16 protein-coding genes, 1 tRNA gene and 5 pseudogenes are annotated in these 24,466 nt (G+C 44.3%); 12 read left to right on the top strand and 10 right to left on the bottom strand.

Annotated features, from left to right (window positions below; translation table 11 throughout):
• The first annotated feature begins 165 nt into the window (after nt 1-165).
• From LRS05_RS00245 to LRS05_RS00220, 6 genes and pseudogenes are all read left to right on the top strand, one after another.
• Nucleotides 166-297: a hypothetical protein gene (locus LRS05_RS00245; protein ID WP_257866486.1), complete on the top strand. Its 132-nt coding sequence runs from the start codon at nt 166-168 to the stop codon at nt 295-297.
• Nucleotides 273-479 carry a hypothetical protein gene (locus LRS05_RS00240; protein ID WP_257866485.1) on the top strand — a complete coding sequence of 69 codons (207 nt, stop codon included), beginning with the start codon at nt 273-275 and terminating at the stop codon, nt 477-479. The genes LRS05_RS00245 and LRS05_RS00240 overlap by 25 nt, the downstream gene beginning before the upstream one ends.
• A gap of 282 nt (nt 480-761) precedes the next feature.
• A complete protein-coding gene (locus LRS05_RS00235) occupies nt 762-1,025 on the top strand; it encodes a hypothetical protein (RefSeq protein WP_257866484.1) in 264 nt (87 codons plus the stop codon).
• A gap of 154 nt (nt 1,026-1,179) precedes the next feature.
• Nucleotides 1,180-1,768, top strand: a pseudogene (locus LRS05_RS00230) (16S rRNA (cytidine(1402)-2'-O)-methyltransferase).
• Nucleotides 1,769-4,291: 2,523 nt separating this feature from the next.
• Entirely contained in the window at nt 4,292-4,570 is a 279-nt protein-coding gene (locus LRS05_RS00225; RefSeq protein WP_257866483.1) for a hypothetical protein, read from the top strand.
• Nucleotides 4,552-5,012, top strand: a pseudogene (locus LRS05_RS00220) (hypothetical protein). Before LRS05_RS00225 ends, LRS05_RS00220 begins: the two are co-directional and overlap by 19 nt.
• Nucleotides 5,013-5,072: 60 nt before the next feature.
• Here LRS05_RS00220 and LRS05_RS00210 read toward each other — a convergent pair.
• A pseudogene (locus LRS05_RS00210) lies at nt 5,073-5,815 on the bottom strand (UDP-2,3-diacylglucosamine diphosphatase).
• A gap of 286 nt (nt 5,816-6,101) precedes the next feature.
• On the opposite strand from LRS05_RS00210, the gene LRS05_RS00205 reads away from it, so the two are divergent.
• The 4 genes from LRS05_RS00205 to LRS05_RS00190 all read left to right on the top strand — a co-directional run bounded on the left by LRS05_RS00205 (nt 6,102) and on the right by LRS05_RS00190 (nt 16,915).
• Nucleotides 6,102-6,923, top strand: coding sequence for a choice-of-anchor J domain-containing protein (locus tag LRS05_RS00205; RefSeq protein WP_257866481.1), 822 nt, complete (start codon nt 6,102-6,104; stop codon nt 6,921-6,923).
• Entirely contained in the window at nt 6,893-13,879 is a 6,987-nt protein-coding gene (locus LRS05_RS00200; protein ID WP_257866480.1) for a choice-of-anchor L domain-containing protein, read from the top strand. The genes LRS05_RS00205 and LRS05_RS00200 overlap by 31 nt, the downstream gene beginning before the upstream one ends.
• A 208-nt stretch (nt 13,880-14,087) precedes the next feature.
• Nucleotides 14,088-15,023, top strand: a complete 936-nt coding sequence (locus LRS05_RS00195) for a type IX secretion system membrane protein PorP/SprF (protein WP_257866479.1) — start codon at nt 14,088-14,090, stop codon at nt 15,021-15,023.
• A gap of 20 nt (nt 15,024-15,043) precedes the next feature.
• Entirely contained in the window at nt 15,044-16,915 is a 1,872-nt protein-coding gene (locus tag LRS05_RS00190; RefSeq protein ID WP_257866478.1) for an OmpA family protein, read from the top strand.
• A 691-nt stretch (nt 16,916-17,606) separates the two neighbouring features.
• On the opposite strand, the gene LRS05_RS00185 is transcribed toward LRS05_RS00190, so the two are convergent.
• A complete protein-coding gene (locus tag LRS05_RS00185; protein WP_257866477.1) occupies nt 17,607-18,059 on the bottom strand; it encodes a 6-carboxytetrahydropterin synthase in 453 nt (150 codons plus the stop codon).
• A 51-nt stretch (nt 18,060-18,110) separates the two neighbouring features.
• Here LRS05_RS00185 and LRS05_RS00180 point away from each other — a divergent pair, with 51 nt between their 5' ends.
• On the top strand, nt 18,111-18,734 hold the full coding sequence (locus LRS05_RS00180) for a 2OG-Fe(II) oxygenase (protein ID WP_257866476.1): 624 nt from the start codon (nt 18,111-18,113) through the stop codon (nt 18,732-18,734).
• Here LRS05_RS00180 and LRS05_RS00175 read toward each other — a convergent pair whose 3' ends face one another.
• Complete coding sequence (locus LRS05_RS00175) at nt 18,735-19,502, bottom strand: enoyl-CoA hydratase/isomerase family protein (RefSeq protein WP_257866475.1); 768 nt, start codon at nt 19,500-19,502, stop codon at nt 18,735-18,737.
• A gap of 241 nt (nt 19,503-19,743) precedes the next feature.
• Here LRS05_RS00175 and LRS05_RS00170 point away from each other — a divergent pair.
• A tRNA-Ala gene (locus LRS05_RS00170) sits at nt 19,744-19,817 on the top strand.
• A 93-nt stretch (nt 19,818-19,910) separates the two neighbouring features.
• Here the strand turns inward: LRS05_RS00170 and LRS05_RS00165 are convergent.
• The 7 genes and pseudogenes from LRS05_RS00165 to LRS05_RS17125 all read right to left on the bottom strand — a co-directional run bounded on the left by LRS05_RS00165 (nt 19,911) and on the right by LRS05_RS17125 (nt 24,418).
• Nucleotides 19,911-20,909 carry a PAS domain-containing sensor histidine kinase gene (locus tag LRS05_RS00165; RefSeq protein ID WP_257866487.1) on the bottom strand — a complete coding sequence of 333 codons (999 nt, stop codon included), beginning with the start codon at nt 20,907-20,909 and terminating at the stop codon, nt 19,911-19,913.
• A 32-nt stretch (nt 20,910-20,941) separates the two neighbouring features.
• Entirely contained in the window at nt 20,942-21,202 is a 261-nt protein-coding gene (locus LRS05_RS00160) for a HAMP domain-containing protein (protein WP_257866474.1), read from the bottom strand.
• Nucleotides 21,169-21,627, bottom strand: a complete 459-nt coding sequence (locus tag LRS05_RS00155; protein ID WP_257866473.1) for a hypothetical protein — start codon at nt 21,625-21,627, stop codon at nt 21,169-21,171. The genes LRS05_RS00160 and LRS05_RS00155 overlap by 34 nt, the downstream gene beginning before the upstream one ends.
• A pseudogene (locus LRS05_RS00150) lies at nt 21,627-22,753 on the bottom strand (sensor protein KdpD). Before LRS05_RS00150 ends, LRS05_RS00155 begins: the two are co-directional and overlap by 1 nt.
• Nucleotides 22,753-23,857: pseudogene (locus LRS05_RS17565) on the bottom strand (porin). Before LRS05_RS17565 ends, LRS05_RS00150 begins: the two co-directional pseudogenes overlap by 1 nt.
• Nucleotides 23,857-24,198, bottom strand: a complete 342-nt coding sequence (locus tag LRS05_RS17130; protein WP_308224775.1) for a potassium-transporting ATPase subunit C — start codon at nt 24,196-24,198, stop codon at nt 23,857-23,859. Before LRS05_RS17130 ends, LRS05_RS17565 begins: the two are co-directional and overlap by 1 nt.
• Nucleotides 24,152-24,418 carry a potassium-transporting ATPase subunit C gene (locus LRS05_RS17125; protein WP_308224773.1) on the bottom strand — a complete coding sequence of 89 codons (267 nt, stop codon included), beginning with the start codon at nt 24,416-24,418 and terminating at the stop codon, nt 24,152-24,154. Before LRS05_RS17125 ends, LRS05_RS17130 begins: the two co-directional genes overlap by 47 nt.
• Nucleotides 24,419-24,466: the final 48 nt, after the last annotated feature.

Below are 24,466 nucleotides of genomic sequence, written 5' to 3'. Positions count from 1 at the left end.
AGCACACCGCATACTGAAACTGAAGAACAGGGTCGCTTGACCAGCTACAGCAGGAAACCCCGGCTGTATGAAAAATATCGGTGCTGCGGTTTGTTGAAGGTAACTTTAATGATGTAAAGCCTGCTTCGGGGTGCGCTTCCGCAGAAGAGAAACTTGAGGATATTTATGGATTGGTTGAAGAACCACAAGCTGAAAGAGCCACCAGCACATCACAAGCTAAAAGAAGAGAATGAGCCAATGCTCACATCCGAAAACCCCAATAAATTCAGGATGTGGAACAAGACAAAAAGAAAATGATAAAAGGCGAAGGCGTAACCGCAGGTAATAATGCTGAAGAGGTTGTATCTGAAGGGAAAAAGAGGCTACTACCGGTGAAGAGCACCAAGCTCAAGACCCAAAACCCGATACCCAAGAAACTGAAGAGGAATCCAAAGACCCGGAACCTTAATACCCAAGACCCTCAAGGCGCTGGACCCTGAACAGCTCAGGAGGAATACCAGGCAGCCGGAAGAGGAAAAAGAAATTGGCGAGGAAAAAGAGGAACTGAAAGTTCTCGTCGCAGTCGTCGCCGGCAGAGGAAACCCGCAATGAGCAACCTGAAAAGTGGGGCTCAGGCCGCGGCACCTAAGGCCCATAACCTGGAAAGCTCAACCGCTTTGACTTTGAGCCAGGAAGATGAGCCAAAGCAAAAAGCGGAAATAACTTTGGAGGATTACCGTGATTAAAGAGCCTGAATTGTAAAGAAAGGGCAGGAGCCAAAGTTGAAGTCCCTGAGCCGGCAAACGTGCAGAAAGAATACGCTTTCTGGGGAGCCTGAAGTGATTCAGCAGCAGGAAGAAATGTCTCGGGAACCGGCAAAAGATGGCCGAAAGCTGAAGCCACAAGCCACAAAGCCAACAGCGAGAGAACAACAAACAACAATAAACAACAGGCAGGTAACAGCCGCAGCGTTTGCTCTCGGCCTTAACGACCGTAGCAGCTCTAGAGAAAAATCTCTTTGGCGGCAGTGGCGACCCAATCCGTAAGACCTAATACCTTCGACGACTTTTGATGAGGCTAAAGAGTTTATTGCCGATATGGTGCTGTCTGACTACAACAACTGGCAGGGCAAAGAGGAGTATTTTTCTGGCGCTGGTGGAGAAAAAGTTTAACTGATGGGTAAGCTCTCACAGTTTTGCAATGCCTATAGGCAACCTCGAAGACATGACCTTTTGTGCTTTAAAGGGTGCTTATCCTGAAGAGTTCAGCAAGCTCATGAAGCATTTTGAGATTGGCACCTATTGCTGTGCAGAGCCACCACATGCACAACGAGCACAAGACGGTGGAGAACATCATCGGGCGATTGAAGGGTGGGGGGATTGTTGCCCTGATAAGCGATGCGGGTACACCCGCTCCTGCTGACCCCGTTTTCTGTTAACACGTGCCTGTGTGAGAACGGCATTTACGTAGAATGCCTTCCCGCACCATGGGGTTACCTAACGACAAGCTTGTGTTTGAAGGCTTCCTCCCGACAAAAGGGAGTTGGTTGCGCTTCTTGGCACCTTGCTGAAGAACCCCGCACCAGGATATTTTATGTATCGCCGCATAAGCTGGTAAAGACCTTAATCAATTTATATTGTATTTGCGATCACCCCGCCCGGTATCGGTGTCGCGGGAACTCTCTGGAAATCCGCATGAAGAAACCGTTCGCGGCACCGCGACCGAGGTGCTGGAACATTTCACAAAGAAAGAACCGAGAGGGGAAATAGTTGTGATTGTGGGGTTTTGAGGAGAAGAGAGAGAATGGATAGGAATCTCATAATTTCGTACGGATTATGACTAAAGAAGATATTGTAAACTACATTAAAGAGTAATCGAAAGTATATTATGAATATCTTCTCGGTCAAAAAGTATGGCATGTGTGAAGATTTTAGTTCTGGATTATGATTTGTCTAAAAGATTTATCTCTAAAGAACTGTCTGAGCCAGTATTTCAATAATTGGAAGTGCTAAACTCAGAGAGTTTTTCGCCGGACAAAAATTTCTCAGAATTTAATGAAGATTCCGAGCTGAAATAAAATTTATAATAGTATTTGGGAAGTATACAGGCATTTCATAATCAATATTTAGATAACCACACCGCTATCGCTTCAAACATATTTAATGGCTTTGTCAGTTTAAAAGATGAAGATAGAAATTACGGTAACAAAATTTTACTTGACTGGCAGAAAACAATTTTAAAAATTTAAAGCAGAATTACAATTGACTTTCAACAACAGCACGAAATTAATTATAGGATTTCATACGGATTGGCAGGCAGTTGAAGATTATCATTTAAAAGGAATAGGGAAATTAAAAAGTATACTAAATGAAACCACTTGAGCAAATAGATGGCCAACCACAACCTGTAAAGTGGCTATAAGGACTTAGACCAAAAAAGGTATGTTCGAAATTCCTTCCAGCGGGAATTATTTTTGTTTTTTAAAAATCAAATTCAATTAGTTGAATCTATTTTAATGGGGATATCCAATCTGCGGAGATTTATATGGAATACTGGAACAGATGAACATACTGGTGATACCAAATATTCAATAATCGATGGTCAACAAAGATGTGGAGCAATACTTAATACATAATATTTTCAAATTAAAGGACCCCAATAATTGATCCAGATGTCCTAAAAAGAAAGAATTGATAGAGCTATTTGGTCTTATGTATTTTCTCAATCAGGATAGTAAGAAACAGGTGAGAGGCTTCAAAGATGCTTCTTCGATTGAATAGTACTAATATGACATTAAACTGCAAAGAACTTAGGAACGCTAGGTTTGAAGGAGAATTCTATGAATTTAGCTTCTGAGTTAAGGGAATTAGATTTGGGATGATAATAAACTGTTTAGTATCGAGAGACATTACTTCAACATTGTTATGTTCCTGAAAAAGGATTTGAGGAAGATATAGCAATTCTAACCCAAATCAAATTTATAATTTATATAATGATGAATATCCAGATAAAAGAAGTTGATAAACAACGTTTCATTAGTATTCTAGAGCAAATTCGATTTAATTATCGACGATAATAATGAACGTGTACTTTTTTAAAGCGGCAGGTTCATTTTTATTCACTGTTTACTGTAGTTTGAGATATTACAAATTTCTGTCCAGTCATTGAGCGAAGCACAAATCAGTTGTCATCGAAAATTTATCGATAATTATAATAATGAGGTTTTGTTAGCAGAATATTTCCCTTTTAATTATATCGGATATCTATAAATATCAATCTATACAAAGAGGGGACAAGACAAAACTAATCGATTTTTTGAGATACAAGTTTAAAGAAAATTGTAAACTATACTCTTTAAACGATGTTTAATACATAATGTGCTGGAACCTCAAACCATAAAGTAAACCACCTTGCCGGGCGTCAATGTTGATGCGGTTATTATCGGGCTGTGGTGCTTGCGGTGTGGAAACCTATGAGCAAAAAGCAAAGCAAGTCTTTTCCGGCCATCGCTTAGTGATTTGCATGACCCATATCTTATGAAGGATATGAACAAAGCCGTATAATTCCCATTGAGCAGGTTAATGGCGAGAACATTTTCGTTTTTGGTGATTATGATGTTGATGGTACCACATCGGTAGTTGGTTTCATCGCAATTTTAAGACCTATTACCTTAATACCACTATTATTCGACCGTTGGCGCTGAAGGTTACGGTGTTTCTACAGTTTCGTTTGGGATGAGAACGGCTGTACGCTCATCATTGGGTGCCTTTATTAAATCTAAGACAAAGTCGTATGCGCCAGATCAAAGGCATTGACTTTGTCATCTGCGACCATCAACGTCCGGGAGATGAACTGGCGGACGCTGTGGCAGTACAAAATCGACCCAAAGCGGTGATAGATTGTAACTACCCGTATGACGGGAACCCCAGGATGCGGTGACGCGGCTTTAAGCTACATACAGGCATTTGCGCAAACTCGGATAATCTGTCACCGACCTCGTGCTAATACCTTGACCTTGGTTACAACGGCCATGGTGGTAGAGATGGCTCCAATCACAGGAGAAAACCGTATATTGGGCAAGTTATAAACAGCAACGCAAACGGGCATACAAGGCTTACGCAAAATCTTAAGCAAAAAGAATTGCGGATGAGCGATGTTGTGGTTCGTAGACGCCCTGCGTATCGAACGCCGCAGGACGCATCAAGCACGGCAGGTTTGCAGTAGAACTGCTTATCGAAGCATGTTTCGAGCAGGCAGAGGTAATTCGTTAATGACGCTTAATGCCGACGCCGACCAGGCCTCGACGTTGTAGATGACTGTTGAAGTGTTACAGCAGATTGAAGATAACAGCGAGCAGGATAGGTTTACCACGGTAGTCTATCAGGCATCGTGGCACAAAGGTGGAATAGGTATTATGGCTTCACGGCTACGGAAACCCAGTACACGTCCGACGCTGGTATTTACAAAAAGCGGTGATAAGCTGGGCGGCATCAGGACGCTCGGTCAAAGAATTTTGATATTTACAATGCACTTGAAGCCTGCGCAGAACATCTCGAGCAATTTGGCGGGCATATGTATGCGGCAGGATTAACGCTGCATGCAGAGCAGTTTCCGCTGTTCAAAAGCAAGTTTGAAGAGGTAGTGGCATCAACTATTGACCCAGAACTTCTAACTCCGGAAATTTCCGTTGATGCTGAAATCAGTTTAACTGACATCACCCCGAAATTCTACCGAATACTCAAACAATTCGAACCGTTCGGACCTAGCAATATGACACCTGTTTTCCTTACGAAAGGTTTGCGTGATTCAGGTTACGGTAAACCTATCGGGGAGACAACACCCACCTTAAACTTTTTGTACGGCAAAATGATTCGGAAGGATTTGGAGCCGTAGGCTTTGGCCTTGCACGTAAGAAAGAACTCGCCTGTAACGGAGAGGAATTTAGTGCAGTATATTCTGTTGAGGAAAACGTATGGAACAGGCAGGCCAGCCTGCAGCTGAGGTTGAGGGATATACGCTGTGAAGAAAATTAGACAATTTGGAAATTCGTTAATTTGAAAATGACTTTGTGGATATGAGACATTTCCAAATTTTCAAGTTCCCCCATTTCCAAATTCTTTCAATTCAAACGTTTCCCCATCAAAAACACCATAGGTAAAATAGCCTATCCAGTCGCCAAGGTTTATGTAGCGTGAGTCCGGCCCCACGGTAATATCCATAGGTAAATGCCTGTGCCCGAAGATGAAGAAATCATAGTGTTTGCTTTCCAGCTTCCGCTTAGAATAAAGCACCAGCCACTCCTTATCTTCGCCTAGAAACTTTACATCACTATCGCCTGAAATCAGCTTGTTTTTTACGGAAAGGTATTGTGCCAGCTTCACGCCCAAATCGGGGTGCAGCCAGCGGAACAGCCATTTAGAGAATGGGTTGGTAAACACCTTTTTCATGCGTTTGTAGCCCTTATCTCCAGGGCCGAGGCCATCACCATGCCCAATGAGGAAATCTTTTCCGTAAAACGAAAATTCCATAGGGCGGTGGTACACGGGTATGTTAAGCTCTTTTTCAAAATAATCATGCATCCAAAGGTCATGGTTACCGGTAAAAAATATATTTCAATACCGCTGTCGCGCAGTTCGGCAAGTTTACCCAATAACCTTATAAAACCTTTAGGCACCACAGTTTTGTATTCAAACCAAAAGTCAAAAAGATCGCCCAGAAGAAAAAGCACACCTGCATCAGCTTTAATGCTATCAAGCCAGGCAACAAACTTTTTTTCACGCGGGAAACTAAGTTCATGTGTCGGCGCCCCGAAATGTTGGTCTGATGCGAAATATATTTTTTTTTCCGGCCTGCATTGATTTAAATTTTTTCAAATATAGAGATTGTACTACAACTATCCTTTTTCAGGCAGACTTTTACTATGCATACCTACAAACTTTACATTCATAACATTTGTAATTAATTTTGTTTTTTTTGGTAAAAAATTACATTCTGTTCACTTTTAAAGAGGTAAGGATAAATATTTTCATTATTTTCGGGAACTTAATCTAAATCAACTAAACATAAGTCTATGAAAAAAATTACCCTTATGCTTTTCATGATGGTATTTTCACTGGCAGCTTATGCACAGCTTCCCCCTTGAAAATTTCCGCTATGATGGCGATGCTTTGCCGACAGGCTGGATGGCATACCAGAATGATGTTGGCACAGATGTCACATGGGGCCTTAGTCCGCAGGCCAGTAATGCAACTCCGGGCAGGGAATACCCTGCTATTGCCGATGACCAGGCTGCCTACCTTAACAGAGGCAACGTAGAGAGTGGCAACCCGGAAGACTGGTTGGTGACCAAAAAGTTTACCGTGCCGGCAAATGCCGAACTTCGTTTCTGGACAAGGCTTGTGCAGGCGACTGAAAACGGGAGTATTTTTGATGTAAGGATATCAAATGCAAACGTAAACCCTGACGGATCAAATCTTGCAGCATACACCTCACTGATAGACAGCGACGGTTGGACAGAGACTGAACTGGCAGGTGTAGGTGCGCAACAATTGCTCTACAAAGAAAAGGTACTATCACTAAGTGGTTTTGCCGGGCAGGAGGTTTATATTGCCTTTTGGATGAAAGCCCCAACCACAAATAGTGACAGGTGGCTGATTGATGATGTAAGGGCGTTGTCAAAATGTCTTCCGGTTTTAAACCCTACTGCTACAGCGCCAACACTTACTACTGCAAACCTTAGCTGGAACCCTAATGGCTCTACCCAATGGGAAATTGAGATTATTGAGCAGGCTGCAGCGCCGGTAGGTTCAGGTGTATTATACAGCGGCCCGCTGCCTTACCAGCCGGTGCTTGAGCCTGGTAAGTGCTATAAGTATTATGTACGGGCTGTTTGCGGCCCTGATAACCCAAGTGCGTGGAGCAACCCGGTATCTTTTGTACAGTAGCTTATGGGGCTACCTGTGCTGCGCCGCGCGCTATTACCACATTGCCATTTAGTGAAACGAGCAACACAGCCCAGTTTGGCAACGACTATAGTGGTACAGCCGGAACGGGCTGTAATGCTACAGGGAATTATCTTGCGGGTAATGATGTTGTATATGCTTATACTGCAGATTTTACAGGCAACATAAGCGTAAGCATGACAAACAATGGACCTAATTCAGGTATGTTTATTTATACCAGTTGTACCAATATCGGTACTCAATGTGCTGCGGGTGGTACTGGAAGTGCCACAACTCCTGTAAATATTCCATTGTTTCCGGTAACAGCCGGGCAAACATATTATATAGTGATAGCTACTAATGCATCATCACAAACAACTCCTTATACACTTACGGTACAGCGGGTAAATTGCCAGGCGCCGACAAATGTTTCAATAGTACCTTCAGATGCTTCTGCACAGCTTACATGGACGGCTGCAGGCGCTACTTCATGGGAATATTATGTTGATGTTGCAGGAGGCCCGATACCTTCAGGTGCGGGTACAGAAGTAACAGCTACGCCAACGGTTAATGCACCGGATCTTTCACCTGGTACACAATACCAGTATTGGGTAAGGGCAAATTGCGGTAATGGCACGTTCAGTGCATGGGCAGGCCCATATACGTTCCAGACTAGCTTCTGCCCGATAACCGATCAGTGTAACTATACATTTGTATTAAGAGATTCTTTTGCCGGCTGGGAAGGCGCTGTTATAACAGTGAGGCAAAACGGTGTAGTAGTTGCTACCTTAAACCTGCCGACAGGCACAGGGCCGGTAAACGTAAACGTGCCGCTATGCCACGGTGTGCCTTTTGAGCTGCGCTGGGACACAGCAGGTAATTTCCCGAACGAAGTGGGAATTTCAATCATAAACCCATTTGCACAGACAATATTTACTAAAGCAATTAATACGCCTGGTAGCGTAGGCTCTTTGTACAGTGATGTGACTGACTGTTTAAATCCTAAGTGTCTTGCGCCTACAGGTTTGGCTATTGTAACAAACAGTATAACAACAACATCTGTCGGCCTAAGATGGGACGGCCCTGCTACCGGCACATGGGAGTATATACTGCTTCCTGAAGGCAGCCCTGCACCAACTGGCGATACAACAGGATGGGTAGCAACTGGCGTGAATCCTACAACAGGAATTACAATAGAGCCCAACTCAAGCTATGTGGCTTACCTAAGGCTTGTATGTGCTGCTACTAATGAAACCAGCCCTATAGCCGGCCCGATATACTTTAATAGCGGGCAGATACCTGCTGCACTTGAGTACAACCAGGATTTTGAACTTCCGGCAAATGGTTTTGCACGTAATAATGCATCTCAGCCTAACAAATGGGTGGTGGGTACAGCTGCAAGCAATGGCGGAACTACAGGTATGTATATAAGCAACGACGGTGGAGCATCTAATGCATATACTGTTGATGCTGCTTCTGTAACCCACATATACCGTGATTTACAAATACCAGCATTAGGCACTGCCACAGCTCAGGAAATTGGTATTACATTTGACTGGAGAGCAATGGGCGAAGGTGGTACAAATGACTACTTGCGCGTATGGATGGTACCTGCAACATTTACCCCGACACCAGGCACACAAATTACTGCTGCAAACGGCGGCCAGCAGGTTGCAAGTGTACTTAACCAGAATGGGGCCTGGACAACATCAAGCTTTACAATAAACTCAACAGCTTATGCCGGCCAGGCCAGAAGGCTTGTGTTTGAGTGGAGGAATAATGCTACTGTAGGGCAGCAGCCACCTGCAGCTATTGATAATATTAATGTACAGGTAATCACGTGCCGGGTACCAACCGCACTTGCACTTACAGTCGGTAGTGTAACAACTACATCGGCAAGTGTTACATGGGTTGCGCCAACAAATTCTGGCACGCCTACATATGATTATTATTTAAGTACATCAAACACGGTACCGCAAGAAAGTACAGAGCCTACAGAAACAGGTATTACTACTACTAATGCAAATATCACTACTCTTGAGCCTTCAACTACATATTACCTTTGGGTAAGAAGCAACTGTGGCGATAGCGGAGCCAGTTTCTGGGTTGGGCCATTAGTTATTATTACACCACAAATTCCTGCACCACTTACATGGGATGAGAATTTTGAAACACTCCCTGCTAAATGGACATTGAACAACGGTACCCAGGTAAATAAATGGGTTATAGGTAATGCTGTAAATAATGGCGGGACAAATTCACTATATATAACCAGCGATAATGGCGCTACTAATACTTATAGTGTGACCAGCCAGTCTGTAGTACAGGCATACCGTGACCTTGAAATACCAATGGGCGCAGATGAAGTGGATGTTACATTTGACTGGAAAAGCGTAGGCGATGCTAATGACTATTTCAGGGTATGGATGGTTCCGGTAGATTTTAATCCTAATCCGGGTACGCAAATAGGTAACGCTGCAAACAGGCAGAGGCTGGGAACAGACTTCTTGGGAAGCAGCAACTGGACCACCATCACATACACAGCTAACGTAGAAGCCTATGAAGGTACTACACGCAGGCTTGTTTTTGAATGGAGAAATAATAACGCAGGCGGTATACAACCACCGGCTGCCATAGATAATATTAATGTAAAAGTAGTTACCTGCCGCAAGCCGCAAAACCTTGCAGCGCCGGTTGCTGATATTACACAAACTACGGCTATACTTGGCTGGACACCTATGAATGGTGAAACAAGCTGGGATGTTGTAGTACAGCTGCCAAACCTGGCGCCGCCTACAGCAGCAACGGTTGGTACTCCTGTACCGGGCACATTACCAACATTTACAGCGCAAGACCTTCAGCCTGCAACATTCTATGTGTTCTATGTACGTGCAAATTGTGGTGGTACAAATGGTTCAAGCAGCTGGGCGGGGCCATTTACATTCATTACTAAAATAGCGAATGATGAATGCGCTAATGCAAAAGTTGTTCCTGTGAATTCAGATACACAATGCCTTCTTACTGCTACCGGTACGGTTACGGGTGCAACAGCATCAGCCGAGCCTAAAACATGTGCCGGAACAGCAGATGATGACGTATGGTTCCAGTTTACAGCTACATCAACATCACATACTATATCTCTGCTTAACATTGCAGGTTCAAGCACCAACCTTAATTTTGTAGTGTACAAAGGCAGCCAGTGTGGTACTATGACCCAGATAATATGTAGTGACCCGGATGTAAACCGTTATGACGATTATGAGATTGGGGCTGTATATAAAATAAGGGTATATACAAGCGTTGCTACGCCAAACCAAACAACAACCTTTACGGTTTGTATAACATCGCCTGAACCACCTATTAAGGTTAATGGTACTCTATACACCTATGAGCAGCTGGTAAAAGAAGTTCTTGTAAACAGCGGATGTGCAATCATCACAAACGTACAAGGCCGTACAGGTACAAATTACGGACAAACTAACGGTATAGGTTATTTTACGCGAAATGGCTCAAACTTCCCGTTTGATGATGGTATAGTACTGGCAACAGGAAATATTTTTGAAGCTCAGGGGCCATATCCGGGCAATACAGCCGGAAACCAGACTGCAGCATGGGTTGGAGACCCTGATTTGAGCGCTATCAATGCAGCAAATGGTAATCCTGATACAATGTATAACGCATCAGTTCTTGAGTTTGATTTCGTTCCGCTTAAGGAAGATATGAGTTTCGACTTCCTTTTTGCATCAGCAGAATATGGTACGTTCCAGTGTGGTTATTCAGATGCCTTTGCATTTATCCTAACGGGGCCTCTGCCATCAACAACGTCACAAAACCTTGCAGTTATACCAAATACTACAATACCGGTATCTGTGACCAATATAAGAGATGGGCAGTATAATAGCAGCTGTGGCTCTGCAAATGTTGAATTTTTCGGTTCTTACAACGCAACTAATCCTGATGCTTCACCTATAGGTTATATAGGTAATACTACTATGCTTACCGCACAGGCAACGGTTATTCAGGGTGCAGTATACCACATCAAGCTTGTAATTGCAGACTATCGTGACCAGTCATTCAATTCTGCAGTATTTTTACGAGGCGGCAGCTTTGACCTTGGTGAGGTTCAGCTTCCGGATGACTTCCTTGTATCAAATGGTACTGCACTATGTGACGGCCAGCAACAAATACTAGATAGTGGCCTGAGCCCGCTTGACTATGAATTCCAATGGCTTCTGGGTACAACCCTATTACCTGAAACAGGCCCTACACTTACAGTAACGCAGCCTGGTACTTACACCCTTAAGGCATCTTATATTGGTTCTACATGTTCAGGAACAGACTCAATCCTGGTTGAATTCTACCCTGATATTGCTGAAACTGTAGGTAATCCTAATGACCTTGTGTTGTGTGATAACAGCGGGTTTGCAACGTTTGATCTTTCGCTGAACACTGCAACTATGCTTTCAGGGCTTACAGTGGCTAACTACGATGTTAAGTACTATGCTACACAAGAGGATGCAGATAATAATGTTGTGGCAAATGCGCTGCCAACATCATATCTTAACACAGTGCAAAATGAGCAGACAATATATGTAAGGGTGGCAAATATCCTTACCGGATGTCCGCCTGCAATTAAGTCATTTAAGATTATTGTACAGCCTAAACCACAGTTTACCATAGAGTCTGATTTTGATATATGTGTGGGCAGTACGGGTACTATTAACGTAACTGGCGGTAACTGGGGAACTGATCCGGTAACTTATGAGTGGACATTCAATGGGCCGGTTATTCCTGCAGAAACGGGGCCTTCAATCACGGTCTCTGCCGGCGGCGTTTATACTGTAAAAGTTACAAATGGAGTTTGTTCTGAAACAAAAACTGTTACTGTTACGCAAGTAACCGTACCGGTAGTTGATGAACCTGCTGATGGTACTTACTGCGGAAGCTATACACTGCCTGCGCTTACATCAGGTAACTATTATACAGAGCCAAACGGTGGCGGTACTATGCTTGCGGCTAATACAGTTATCACACAAACGCAGCCAATATATGTGTATGCTGCTGCAGGTACAGCCAACCAGTGTTTTGATGAACATATGTTTACTGTGACCATAAATCCGCAGCCTGAGGTTGCAGATATGGATGATGTGCAGGCTTGTAATACTTATACGCTTCCTGCCATAACAGTAGGTAACTACTTTACAGGCCCTGCCGGTACAGGCACTATGCTAAATGCCGGAGATGTGTTAAGTACAGACCAGACTATCTATATCTATGCACAGTCGGGCACTACGCCGAACTGTACCGATGAAGACAGTTTTAATCTCACAATTACTAATGCAGTAGTAATTCCGGACCCGGCAGATGTAGAAAGTTGTACATCATATACGCTTCCGGCGCTAACTATTGGTAATTATTACACAGGCCCTAATGGTACAGGCACAATGCTAAATGCAGGTGACGTGATTACCACAACGCAGACAATTTATGTATTTGAACCGGGAAGCACCCCTATATGTGATGCACAGCAGGATTTCCTTGTTACAATATATACAGTTCCGCAAGTTGCAGATATGGATGATGTCCAGGCTTGTAATACTTATACGCTTCCTGCCATCACAGTAGGTAACTACTTTACAGGCCCTGCCGGTACGGGTACAATGCTTAATGCAGGAGATGTTATAAGTACAGACCAGACCATCTACATCTATGCACAAACAGGGACCACGCCAAATTGTACTGATGAAGACAGCTTTAATGTAACGCTAACATCGGCACCTGTTATTGTTGACCCGGCTGATGTAGAGCGTTGTGCTTCATATACCCTTCCGGCGCTTACAATTGGTAATTATTATACAGGCCCTAACGGTACAGGTACCATGCTAAATGCGGGTGACGTGATTACAACAACCCAGACTATCTATGTATTTGAGCCGGGAGGAAGCCCTATATGCGATGCAGAGCAGGATTTCCTTGTAACTATAAATATCCAGCCAAATGTTGTTAACCCGGGTAACATTCCTTCATGCGGGCCATACACATTGCCGGCGCTTGCCGTAGGTGATTACTTTACAGGCCCCGGAGGCAGCGGCACTATGCTTAATGCCGGTGATGTAATTACTGCAGACCAGACAATTTACATTTATGCGCAAACAGGTAATGCACCAAACAACTGTACAGATGAAGAAAGCTTTAATGTAACCATAACTACACCGCTTGTAGGTACATTTAGTTATAATACTTCTTATTGCCAGGATGATACTAATCCGCTTCCGCAGCTTGACGGTGTTGGTGGTACATTCTCTTCAACAGCAGGACTTGTAATTAACCCAACTACGGGAGAAATTAATATTGCGCAAAGTACACCGGGTACTTATGAAATAAGGAATACCGTAGCAGCTAATGGTGGATGTGCATCTTTCTCTGAAACATTTACAGTAACAATTGGCGCAGTGCCAAATGTATTTGTAGAGCAGGGTTGTGACGGTAACAATTATGTGCTTGAAGTTAACTTTGACAATGATGAAGTGTATAATGAAGATACGGTAACCTTCTCTTGGATTGACCCTTCAGGCAACCCGCTTACCCAAACAGGCCGTGAGGTTATTGTTACTGCAACCGGCACTTATAATGTAATTGTTACCCCTAATGCTGCGGGCGCTTGTGCTGTAACAGTACCTGTACAGGTAGATAATACAACCTGTATGGTACAGCGCGGTATATCGCCAAACAATGACGGTAAGAATGACACATTTAACCTTTCAGCGCTTGATGTTACCAAGATAAGCATCTTTAACCGCTACGGCCAGGAAGTGTTTAGTTACGGTGCGTATACAGACCAGTGGCATGGCCAGGGCAAAGGTGGTGATGAGCTTCCTACGGGAACTTATTTCTACAGCTTTGAGCGTGCCAACGGAGAGAAAGCCACAGGATGGGTTTACATCAACCGTGAAGAATAATATAAGTAGGCACCCTGCCCCCGGGCAGGGTGTTTTTACATAACAAAAGCCTAACATAAATAAAATCCAGTTTTTGTAGTATTTGTTTGAAAGTTTTGTTAAACTTGACGCCTGTTGTTTTTTTTGGATGTAATTTCATTCTCCGTTAAACAACAGCCAATTATAGCATTAATAAACTGAAACTATATACAAAGAAAATTACATGCACATGAAGAAACTATATTTTGCAGCGTTGGCTGCGTTGGGTTTTTTTGCTGAGGGATATTCGCAGCAGGACCCGCACTACACGCAGTACATGTACAACATGAACGTCATCAACCCGGCCTATGCGGGCTCGAAGGAGAATTTAGCCTTTGGCCTGTTATACCGCAAGCAGTGGGTAGACATAGAAGACTCACCCACCACTATGACCTTTTCGGGCCACAGCCCGGTAGGCAAGAATGTAGGCTTAGGCTTATCGGTAGTAAACGATAAGATAGGCCCGGTGGAGGAGACCAATTTTTACGGCGATTTCAGCTACACGCTGAACCTTGGAGGTGAGCACCGCCTGGCCCTGGGGATCAAGGCAGGCTTAACGCTTCATGATGTAGGCCTGTATACCGATATCGGGCAGAACAACGTACCCGATGCCAATGACCCGGCTTTCAGCGAGAACACCAACAATACCTATTTCAACGTAGGGGCAGGCTTTTTCTATTATACAGAGAATTACTATGTAGCCTTCTCGGTGCCGAACATGCTCAAGAGCAAGCACCTTGACATAACCGACAACGGGCAGGAGAGGCAGTTCGGCTCAGAGACCCAGCACTACTTCTTAACGGCGGGTTATGTATTCCAGTTGAATGACAACATCAAGTTCAAGCCATCAGGATTGCTCAAGTCAGCCTTTGGCGTTTCGCCGAGCTTTGACGTATCGGCCAACTTTTTGTTCTATGAGCGTTTTGAGATAGGGGCCACCTACAGGATAGATGACAGCTTCGGCGCGATGGTAAACTACGCCATCACCCCGAACCTGAGGATAGGTTATGCGTATGACCACATTGTGTCAGACCTGAACGTGACCACGCCATCGTCACACGAGGTGATGCTGCTGTTCGACCTGAACTTCCCGAAGAAAGTATCCCGTTCACCACGTTATTTCTAACCTAAACGCCAGAGAAAGACATGAAAAATATCTATATAAGCCTTGGGATGCTGCTATCGGTGATGGCAGTAAGCGCCCAGAACAAGGATACCGAACAAGCTGACAAGCTATATGAGAGGCTGGAATATGTAGAGGCTGCAGACGCCTACCTGAAGCTAGCCGAAAAGAGCGAAGACCCGTATGTATACAGAAGGCTTGCCGACAGCTACTACAACGTATTCAACTCAAAAGAAGCCGTAAAATGGTACCCTAAAGCCATAGCCGGCAATGCAGATGCAGAGCTTAACTACAACTATGCGCAGATGCTTAAGGCAGAGGGCAGGTATGACGAGGCCAACAAGCAGATGCAGCAGTTTGCGGCCAAAGCCCCGAATGACCAGCGTGCCATCATCTTCAAGCGTGACCCTGACTACCTTCCGAAGCTAAGGAACCAGGAGAAGCTATTTGATGAGAAGCTTATGGACATCAATGATCCGAAATACAGCTCATTCGGCGGGGTATTGACCAATGACAACACATTGTACTTCACCAGCGCACGCAACACCGCCCGCAAAACCTACGGGTGGAACGAGCAGCCGTACCTTGACATCTATACAGCCACCTACAATGCCAACGGCACCTTCTCAGCCCCGACCCCTGTGGCCGAGGTGAACAGCAAGTGGCATGACGGCCCTGTGGCCGTAACGGCTGACGGCAACACCATGTACTTCTCAAGCGAAAGCTTCAAGGAAAAGAAGTTTGAGAGAGACAGGGAAAACAACCTCAAGAAAGGCCAGGTATACCTGTACAGGTCAGTAAAAGAAAACGGCAAGTGGGGCAAGCCCGTAGCGCTTCCGTTCAATGACAAGAGGTACTCAACAGGCAACCCTTCGATAAGCGCAGACGGCAAGACGCTGTACTTCGTATCCGACCGTGAAGGCTCGATAGGCGGGGCAGACATCTGGAAGGTAGCCGTAATGGAAGGCAACACCTATGGCGAGCCGCAGAACCTTGGCACCAAGGTAAACACCGAAGGCGCAGAGAACTTCCCGTTCATAGCCGATGACGGCAAGCTGTACTTCACCTCAGACGGAAGAAAAGGTTTCGGCGCTATGGACATCTTCGTGATAGACCTTGCCAAAGGCGGCGATGCAATGAACGTAGGCATGCCGGTAAACTCGCCAAAAGACGACTTCGCCTTCTCGATCAACCAAAAGAAAGGCCTTGGCTTCTTTGCCAGCAACCGCAGCGGGGTAGACCAGCTCTATACAGCAACGCCGGTATGCGGAGTGGAAGCCATCGTGATGGTACGCGATGCCAAGACAGGCGCACCGCTTGCCTCGGCCAAAGTAGCGATACTTGATGAGAAGAACAACGTGATAGAGACACGCACCACAGGCGCAGACGGCAAGGTAACCTATGCCATAGACTGTGACAGGGCCTACACGGTACAGGCATCAGTTGAAGGGTATGAGAACAACACCTTCCCGATAGCCAAGACCAAAGGCGGCACGGTAAATATTGACGCCAGCCTGAACGAGATAGCCAAGATTGTGACCGAGACCGAAGTAGTGCTGAACGATGTATACTTTGAGTTTGACAAGAGCAACATCACCAAAGAAGGCGCCTTTGAGCTTGACAAGCTTGTAGAAGCGCTGAAAGCCAACCCGAACATGGTGATTATGGTAAAAGGCCACACCGACTCACGCGGCAGTGACCAGTACAACATGAACCTGTCAAACCGCAGGGCTAAGAGCGCAGTGCAGTACGTGATATCACGCGGCATCAACAAAGCCAGGATATCAGGCCAGGGATATGGCGAGAGCCAGCCTAAGGTGCCGTGCGGCGACAACTGTACCGAAGAGCAGCACGCACAGAACCGCCGCTCAGAGTTCCTTATCGTGAAGAAATAACTTTACAAACCACCCAATACTTTAAAAGCATCCGTGAAAACGGGTGCTTTTTTTATTTATGAATTACGAATTACGAATTACGAATCCCAAACACAAAAGGGAACTTCACCCACAAAAAATGAACGGGAAGGCAGAGAGCAGCATTTAAGATTATTTTAAGAGGAGAATTCATTCAAGGAAATTCCGAAAAGTATGCACTAAATTCAAACCTGCAAGAAAGTAGGGGTGCAAGAAACTAATAACCGTTAACAAATAATTAACTGCGGGCTGATAATCATTTTTCAAACCTGATGTGAAATATTCAACTTTAAGTTTGTAACTTTGCAGGCGATATTCTTCACACCCTTTTTTATCGAAATGCAAAACCCGAATACTGTTACCACTGGGTTTTATTCAGGCTTTGATTCAAGTTTTCGCTCTTTGAAATACTGAATCAATCTTAGCCCACAAGGCACAAGTTGAAAGCCACAAGCCACTAGGCAAAAGGTATTACAAGGTCATACGGATTAAGGTACAGGAGTGAAGCTTGCGTGAGGGATGGAAGCGGCATCCCCGCAGCGCAGAGAAGGGATATAGCGGACAGCCCGGCCTGAAGGGACACGCCATTATTAGTCAAAAGCCACAGTCAAAAGCCACAAGTCAACAAGCTAGGGTAATTGAAGCTAACGAATCAACAAATTACCAAATTAAGCTATAAGTTATCGCTTTGGTACCACTCGGCATAAGAGGTTTCGGTTTCCTGGAGGCGAAGGGAATAAAGCTGTATGTTTGCCGGTAAGTGGTGTTTTATTTTTGCGGCAAAGTCTATCACCATGTTTTCGCTTGTAGGCTGGTAATCTACAAGTATTACGTGATGGCCGCGGTCGCTAAGTTCGGCAGCAAGTTCAACGTGCGGGGTGTTCTTGTTGAAAACGGTGGCATGGTCAAATACATCAACAATTTCGCGGCGCACAATTTTCTTCAGGTCGCCAAAGTCAATCACCATACCGTACTTAACATTTTCTGTGTCCATTATAGGTGTGCCAATTACAGTAACAGATAGCTTGTAGCTGTGCCCGTGAACGTTTTTGCATTTACCGTCATACCCGTAAAGGGCGTGTCCGGTTTCAAAAGTAAACTGCTTGGTGATACGTATCTTGCTCATGCGGCAAATTTACGACAAATCGGTTTACGGTTTTGAACTATCTTTGGCGCCATGGATGACTTAAAGCTAAACCCCGGATACGAGCAGATTATTGATGCCCTGATGGCCGATAAATATGCCATTGCTGATAGTTTTTTCAGCAGTTCAGAAATTGATGCGCTGCAGGTAAGCCTGCGCAGAAAGTATGAGAGCGACGGGTTTAAAAAATCGGCCATTGGCAACCAGGCTAATGAAAAGGTGGTTGACGCGGTTCGTGGCGATTATATTTTGTGGCTTGATGAAGAAAGTGCCGATGAAGCAGAGAAGCAGTTCCTCAGTAAGATAAATGACTTTGTACAGTACCTGAACCGTACGTGCTACCTGGGTATTAAAGATAAAGAATTCCATTATGCAGTGTACCCCGAGGGAACGTTTTACAAGCGGCACCTGGACACATTTCAAAATGACAGCAGGCGGAAACTATCAATGGTATGCTACCTTAATGATGAAGACTGGCAGCCTGAGTTTGGGGGCGAGCTTACCATTTATCTAAAAGATAATGGCAGGGAAACGGAAAAGAACATTTATCCCTTAAAGGGCAGGATGGTGATTTTTGAGAGCCAGTTGCTGGAGCACGAAGTGAAGCCTGTAAAACAACAGCGCCTGAGCATTACCGGCTGGCTGAAATCCAGATAATTATTTTTTAAACTGTGCCAGTGCGTTTTTTGTAAAGTCTGACAATACAAGTGTACCGGAAATTGCTGCGCGTTCTTTCAATAGCGTGTCCCAGTTTTCGGTGCCTTCCCACAGTACTTTTTTCATTGATGAAAGAGCTTCAGGGTTATACGATGCCAGCTTTTGGGTGAAGATATCGAGCTCTTTATCGAGCTCAGCAATGGTTTCAAATACTTTAGCATAGAGGCCTTTCTCCTGTGCCCAATAAGCATTTTTCCATTCGTGAGCGCCAAGGGTCATTTCGGCAAGGGCAGCCTTACCCATTTTGCGCTCTACAGCCGGAGCAATAACAAACGGGCCGATACCTATTGCAAACTCCGACAGCTTTACGGCACTGGCTTCAACAGCCATGGCATAGTCACACGCTGCGGCGAGCCCTACGCCGCCGCCAACAGCTTTACCCTGAATACGGCCCACAATAAGTTTTGAACAGTTGCGCATGGCATTAATAACATTAGCAAACCCTGAAAAAAACTTACTGCCCTGCTCAAGATCCTGCACTGCAAGCAACTCGTCAAATGATGCACCTGCGCAAAAAGCACCTTCGCCTTCGCTTTTCAATACAATCACGTTTACATCATGATTATTACTCAAAAGGGTTAATTCATTTGTAAGGCGTTGCAGTAATTCAGCCGGGAAAGAATTGGATGCCGGATGCCCAAATTCTACCGTTGCTATTTTGTTATTGATGCTTGTATATAATGACCCGTTTTGGCGTGTGGTTGTCATGCTGTAGTTAGTTTTGTTTGCATTGCAAATATAGGGGTGATTGTAGATTTTTCGACTATTCGATTTTTAGATGTTTCGAATAAGTTATTGCACAGAGATTCACAGAGAAGGTACAGAAGATTACAAAGACTGCAGCGAACGCCGCAAAGATTTGCTATTTTATTTGTTATCTGGAATTTGATGTTTGTGATTTGGAATTTGGAATTTGGAAATTTTTTGTTTTATATTTGCGGCTCTTATTGGGGATGTAGCTCAGCTGGCTAGAGCGCTTGCATGGCATGCAAGAGGTCGTGGGTTCGACTCCCATCTTCTCCACAAGTTTTGAAGCCGCAGCAGATAATGTTGTGGTTTTTTTTTTTAGCTGCCTGCAAATTCTCAGAATGCTCTTTAAATTCTTCTATGCTAACGTTAGCCATGGTTCCGTCTGAAACCTACCGTAAATATACTCCCACGCCCAATGTCACTTTGTAATTTGATGTAACCGCCCATCGCCTCAATAAATTCTTTACTGATGCTCAGGCCTAGGCCTGTGCCATCTTTTTCATTGCCGGGAACCCTGAAATATTTTTCAAAGACCTTGCCGTGATGCTCTTCCGGTATCCCGATCCCATCATCCTGCACCGCAATCTCAACGTATGCCGGCGTTAGGGCTGTATGAATTTTAACTTCAGAATTTTCATAAGAATACCTGACTGCATTAGAAATAAGATTTGATATGATCCACTCTGCTTTTTCTGCGTCAGCTGAGATTTGTGGCAAATGAGTTAGTTTGGGCACAATCAATCGTATGTCTTTACGTCCAGCTATTTTATCGTTAGATTCAATGGCTTTCTGTATTATTGGTGCAATATCTAAATTTGCCAATTGAAATTGTGCCTTCCCTGTTTCTACTTGTGTTATGTTAAGCAACTCGCCAGTGGTTCTAAGCAAGCGCTCGGTATCTTCCCGAAGGCTTTCAACAAGGCTTAATTGCTCATCATTAAGTGCGCCTGTTTTTTCATTTTCTAAAAGCTGTAGGCTCATTTTCATGGAAGCTATAGGTGTCTTGAATTCATGGGAAACAGTAGCAATAAAATTTGTTTTGGCAGCGTCAAGTTCTTTATAAGCTGTAATGTTTCGAAGTATCATGAAGGTTCCTATATGCCTCTTTTCAGCCTCCCCTGTTGGTAATATATTAATCGGAACAATCAGCTGTTCAAAGTGGCTTTCCTTATCATTGCTGTATATTTTCAGGTTCTCGCCCTTTGCGTTCCCACTCAGCATATTCTTGAGAAGGGTTCGCAAAAGATCATTTTTCAGTGCCAGTTCTTCAGCCTTCCGGCCAATGACTTGTAAGTTAGCAAGGCCTGTTATTACTAATGCCTGCTCATTAATAAACAATATCCTGTTTTTATCATCAAGGCCAATAACCGGGTCTGAGAGGCTGTTAATAAGTGTTTCTATGCGTTTTTTTCAATCATCAGCTTAGCAAGGTCGGAATTGTTGTATTCTTCGAGTTTCTCGGCCATTGTATTAAATGACCTGGCGAGGACTGAAAATTCATCATTGCCTTTATTATATACCCTTTGTGAGTAGTTTCTGGATGCAATTTGCCTGATGCTCTCTGTTAATTCCCTTATCGGATTTGCAATGTATCCCGGAACATTTACTAACAGTGTAAAGCCGATTATAAGGCAAAAGAACTTGTAAAGGAAAGCCATAATACAGACTGCTCAGCATTAGTTTCCGCCTTGAGGCTCTTACGCTTTATGGCATCCATGTTAAGCTTCATAATATTGTTCAGGTCACCCCTGATTTCCGCTGCACGTAATGGGGTAGGCGAGAGTATGTAAGCCTTGTAGTCATCATAAAGCTCAGCTGTATATTCCTGTTCACCAATCTCAGTAACGTTATTTAACTGCCTGTTTAGAAATTTGCTGAATTTAGCTCTCTCAAAGTCCGGGCCTCCCTCGTCCAGAATCTTATACATATTGCGCGAATAATCCAGTGACTGGTAGTTTGCCACCAGTATATTGGAAGTGTCTGATGAGAGTTGGCGTACCTGCCAAATGGCAAGGCCTGCCAGTGCTATGGTCAATGCAAATAACAGGCTTAGCGACAGCGCCAGTTTTGTTTTGATTTTCATTATGAAAGAATGATTAAGTCAATTTCGCTTTTGGAAAGCTTATTTAGCAGCGAATTAAATATGTTTGTTGAAAGGATAACCTTGATAAGGGTAAGGTGTGGCTTGCCGATGCATATCGTAGTTGCCTTACGCTCTTCGGCTTGCTTTATAATAGCAGAGGCAACACTGCCCGATTGCACGCGGATTACTTCTGCGCCAAGCTCGGTGGCAAGCTTGAAATTATTGATCAGGTGGCGCTGCTTGTCAAGCGCTATACGATCCGGCTTTTCACCGGGTAATTCAACATACATCAGATACCACTTGCTGTGGTAGTAATTGGCAAGCCTTGCGGTTTTACGTATAACTGTCTTTGCCGTACTATGATTACTGCTGATGCACGCCAAAAAGCGTTCGTGCCTTAAGCTGCCCGAACCTGTGATTTCTGATTCTACTTTCCGCTCAACCTGGCTTGCAACTTCCTTAAGCGCCAGTTCCCGAAGCTGGAGTATGTGCTGTGATTTAAAAAAGTTATTGAGTGCCGGTTGAATTTTATCGTCAGTATAAATTTTTCCTTCTTTGAGGCGGGTAATCAGTTCGTCGGCAGTAAGGTCAATATTTACAACTTCATCTGCGGCTTTAAGCACACTGTCAGGTATGCGCTCCTTTACCTCAATTCCCGTAATTTCCTTAATGTCATCATTTAAGCTTTCTATATGCTGGATGTTCACAGCGCTGATTACATTAATCCCCGCGTCAATAATATCCATCACGTCCTGCCATCGCTTTTCGTTTTTGCTGCCTTCAACATTGGTATGTGCCAGTTCATCCACAATTACCACTTCCGGGCGAAGATTGATTATGGCCTGCACATCCATTTCTTCCAGGTATTTGCCTTTATAAAAGATAGAACGTTGCGGAATGACGGGCAAACCCTCCAGTAGTTCATGTGTTTCTTTTCGGCGGTGGGTTTCTACAAATCCTATCTTAACATCAATGCCATTGCGCAATAACGTATGGGCTTCCTGGAGCATGCGAAAGTTTTGCCTACACCGGCGCTCATGCCGATGTAGACCTTAAACTTACCCTTTCTCGACTTTTGTATCAGGTCAAGAAAGTGTTTTACATTATTTTCCTTTTCGCTTTCCATTAAAATGAAATTGCCAGTGCGGTAGCAATAAAGTTGTTATTGTGTGACGTATCATCATTGCTTAGGAAAACATCATCTTTGCTGTTAAATGTCCTTGCTTCAACCCTCCACACTACATTGCTGTAGATATTGTAATCAAAATTAAGCGAATATCCGAAAGTTTGAAAGCCGTTTTCCGTGCCTGTTGCAATTATTACTCCTTCCTTATCTGTGTAATACTCACCGCGGGCAGCAATGGCAAACCGGTCGCTGAAGGCATAGCGTGCAATAATCACAGGCGAATACCAGCTGCTATAACGCTCGCTACCCTTGCTTTTTGCTCTGCACCGATATCAAACCCTGCGGTAAGCCCAAATTTCTCAGTGAGTTGGAAAATTCCGTAGAGGTTATGGAAGTACCTCATGCGTTTGTCTGCATCAGGCTTGTCGTTGCCGACAAATGAGCTGCTATTAAGGGTTACTTTTGTATTGGGCTTATATGTCAGCTGATGCCCGAAAGAAAGGGTTTTATTTCCTTCTACCTTTTGTATGCGCTGCCAGCCGTTCAATACAAGGCCACTTATAAACCACTTGCCTGATGGCGAGGTGTATGACAGCTTTGCGCCGCTCTCATAATAAGGAGAGTTATCTGCCAGAATGCTTCTTGTAAGGGTCAGCAATCTTTACCAACAGCACTTTCAAAGCCGATATGCGAAGCGAATATCCCTGCATCAATCCAGATGTTTGCAGTCTTGCTCAGTTTCACTCCTATATTGGCTTCGTACACGTTTTTTAATGTCGATTCTTCAGCGGCAAGGTTGGCATTGGCATACGAACCTGCCATCAACGCCAGATTACCGCGTACTATGCCGTTGTCGTAGGCTGCTTTAATAAAGCCCAGATTGAGGGCTACCTCATTGTGGCGGTTGTGCGAATATATAAATCCGGGGCGGGTGTTGCTTTCCGGCTGCCCAAAATCGTAGGTATAATATACTTCCGCATAGCCGCTGAATTTTAATGCCGGGATTTCAGGTTGTGGTAGTATTTTTATTGTATCGCTGGTTTGTGCATTTACAGCCCCGCAAGTTAGCGCAGTGATTGCAAAAGCGGATAAAAGTGTTTTCATTACTTAATTTTATCTAATGCTAAGTTAAGTTTTAATACGTTGATTTTTTCGGTTCCCAAAACGCCGAGAAGCGGGGCTTCGGTATTTTCTTTAATAAGTGTTTGTACTTGCTCTTCGCTTATGTTTCTTGCGTCTGCTATTCGTTTTACCTGTACCCTGGCACCCTGCACAGAAATGTTCGGGTCCAGTCCGCTTCCCGAAGCCGTTACAAGCTCACTTGGAACATCAGCGGCAGTCAGGTCCGGGTTTTGCAAAAGGAAAGTGTCTATGCGCGACTGTACAGTGGCAAGGTACTCAGGGTTTGAAGGGCCTTTTGTTGCTGCCGCCTGATCCGGCGGCATTATAGTCTACCGCACTCGGGCGGGGCCAGAAGTATTCCGGTTTGGTAAAGCTCTGGGCTACATTAATGTGGTATTTTTTGCCATCCTGTTCTACAACAAAGCCTTTACCCTGGTTGGGTGCAAGTTGTGCCACACCCCAGATAGTCATGGTGTAAATCCCTGAAAAGAAGACTGCACAAAACAAGGTGAGCCTTATTGCAGATATTATGTTCTGTTTCATTTTTATTTATTTTTAGAAGAATACTGAAACCAGCATATCGATTATTTT

Origin of the sequence: Flavobacterium sp. J372, assembly GCF_024699965.1 — a bacterium.
In the GTDB taxonomy this organism is placed as follows: Bacteria; Bacteroidota; Bacteroidia; order Flavobacteriales; family Flavobacteriaceae; genus Flavobacterium.
Note: the sequence above shows the minus strand (reverse complement) of the source record. Positions and strands in the feature narration are given on the sequence as shown.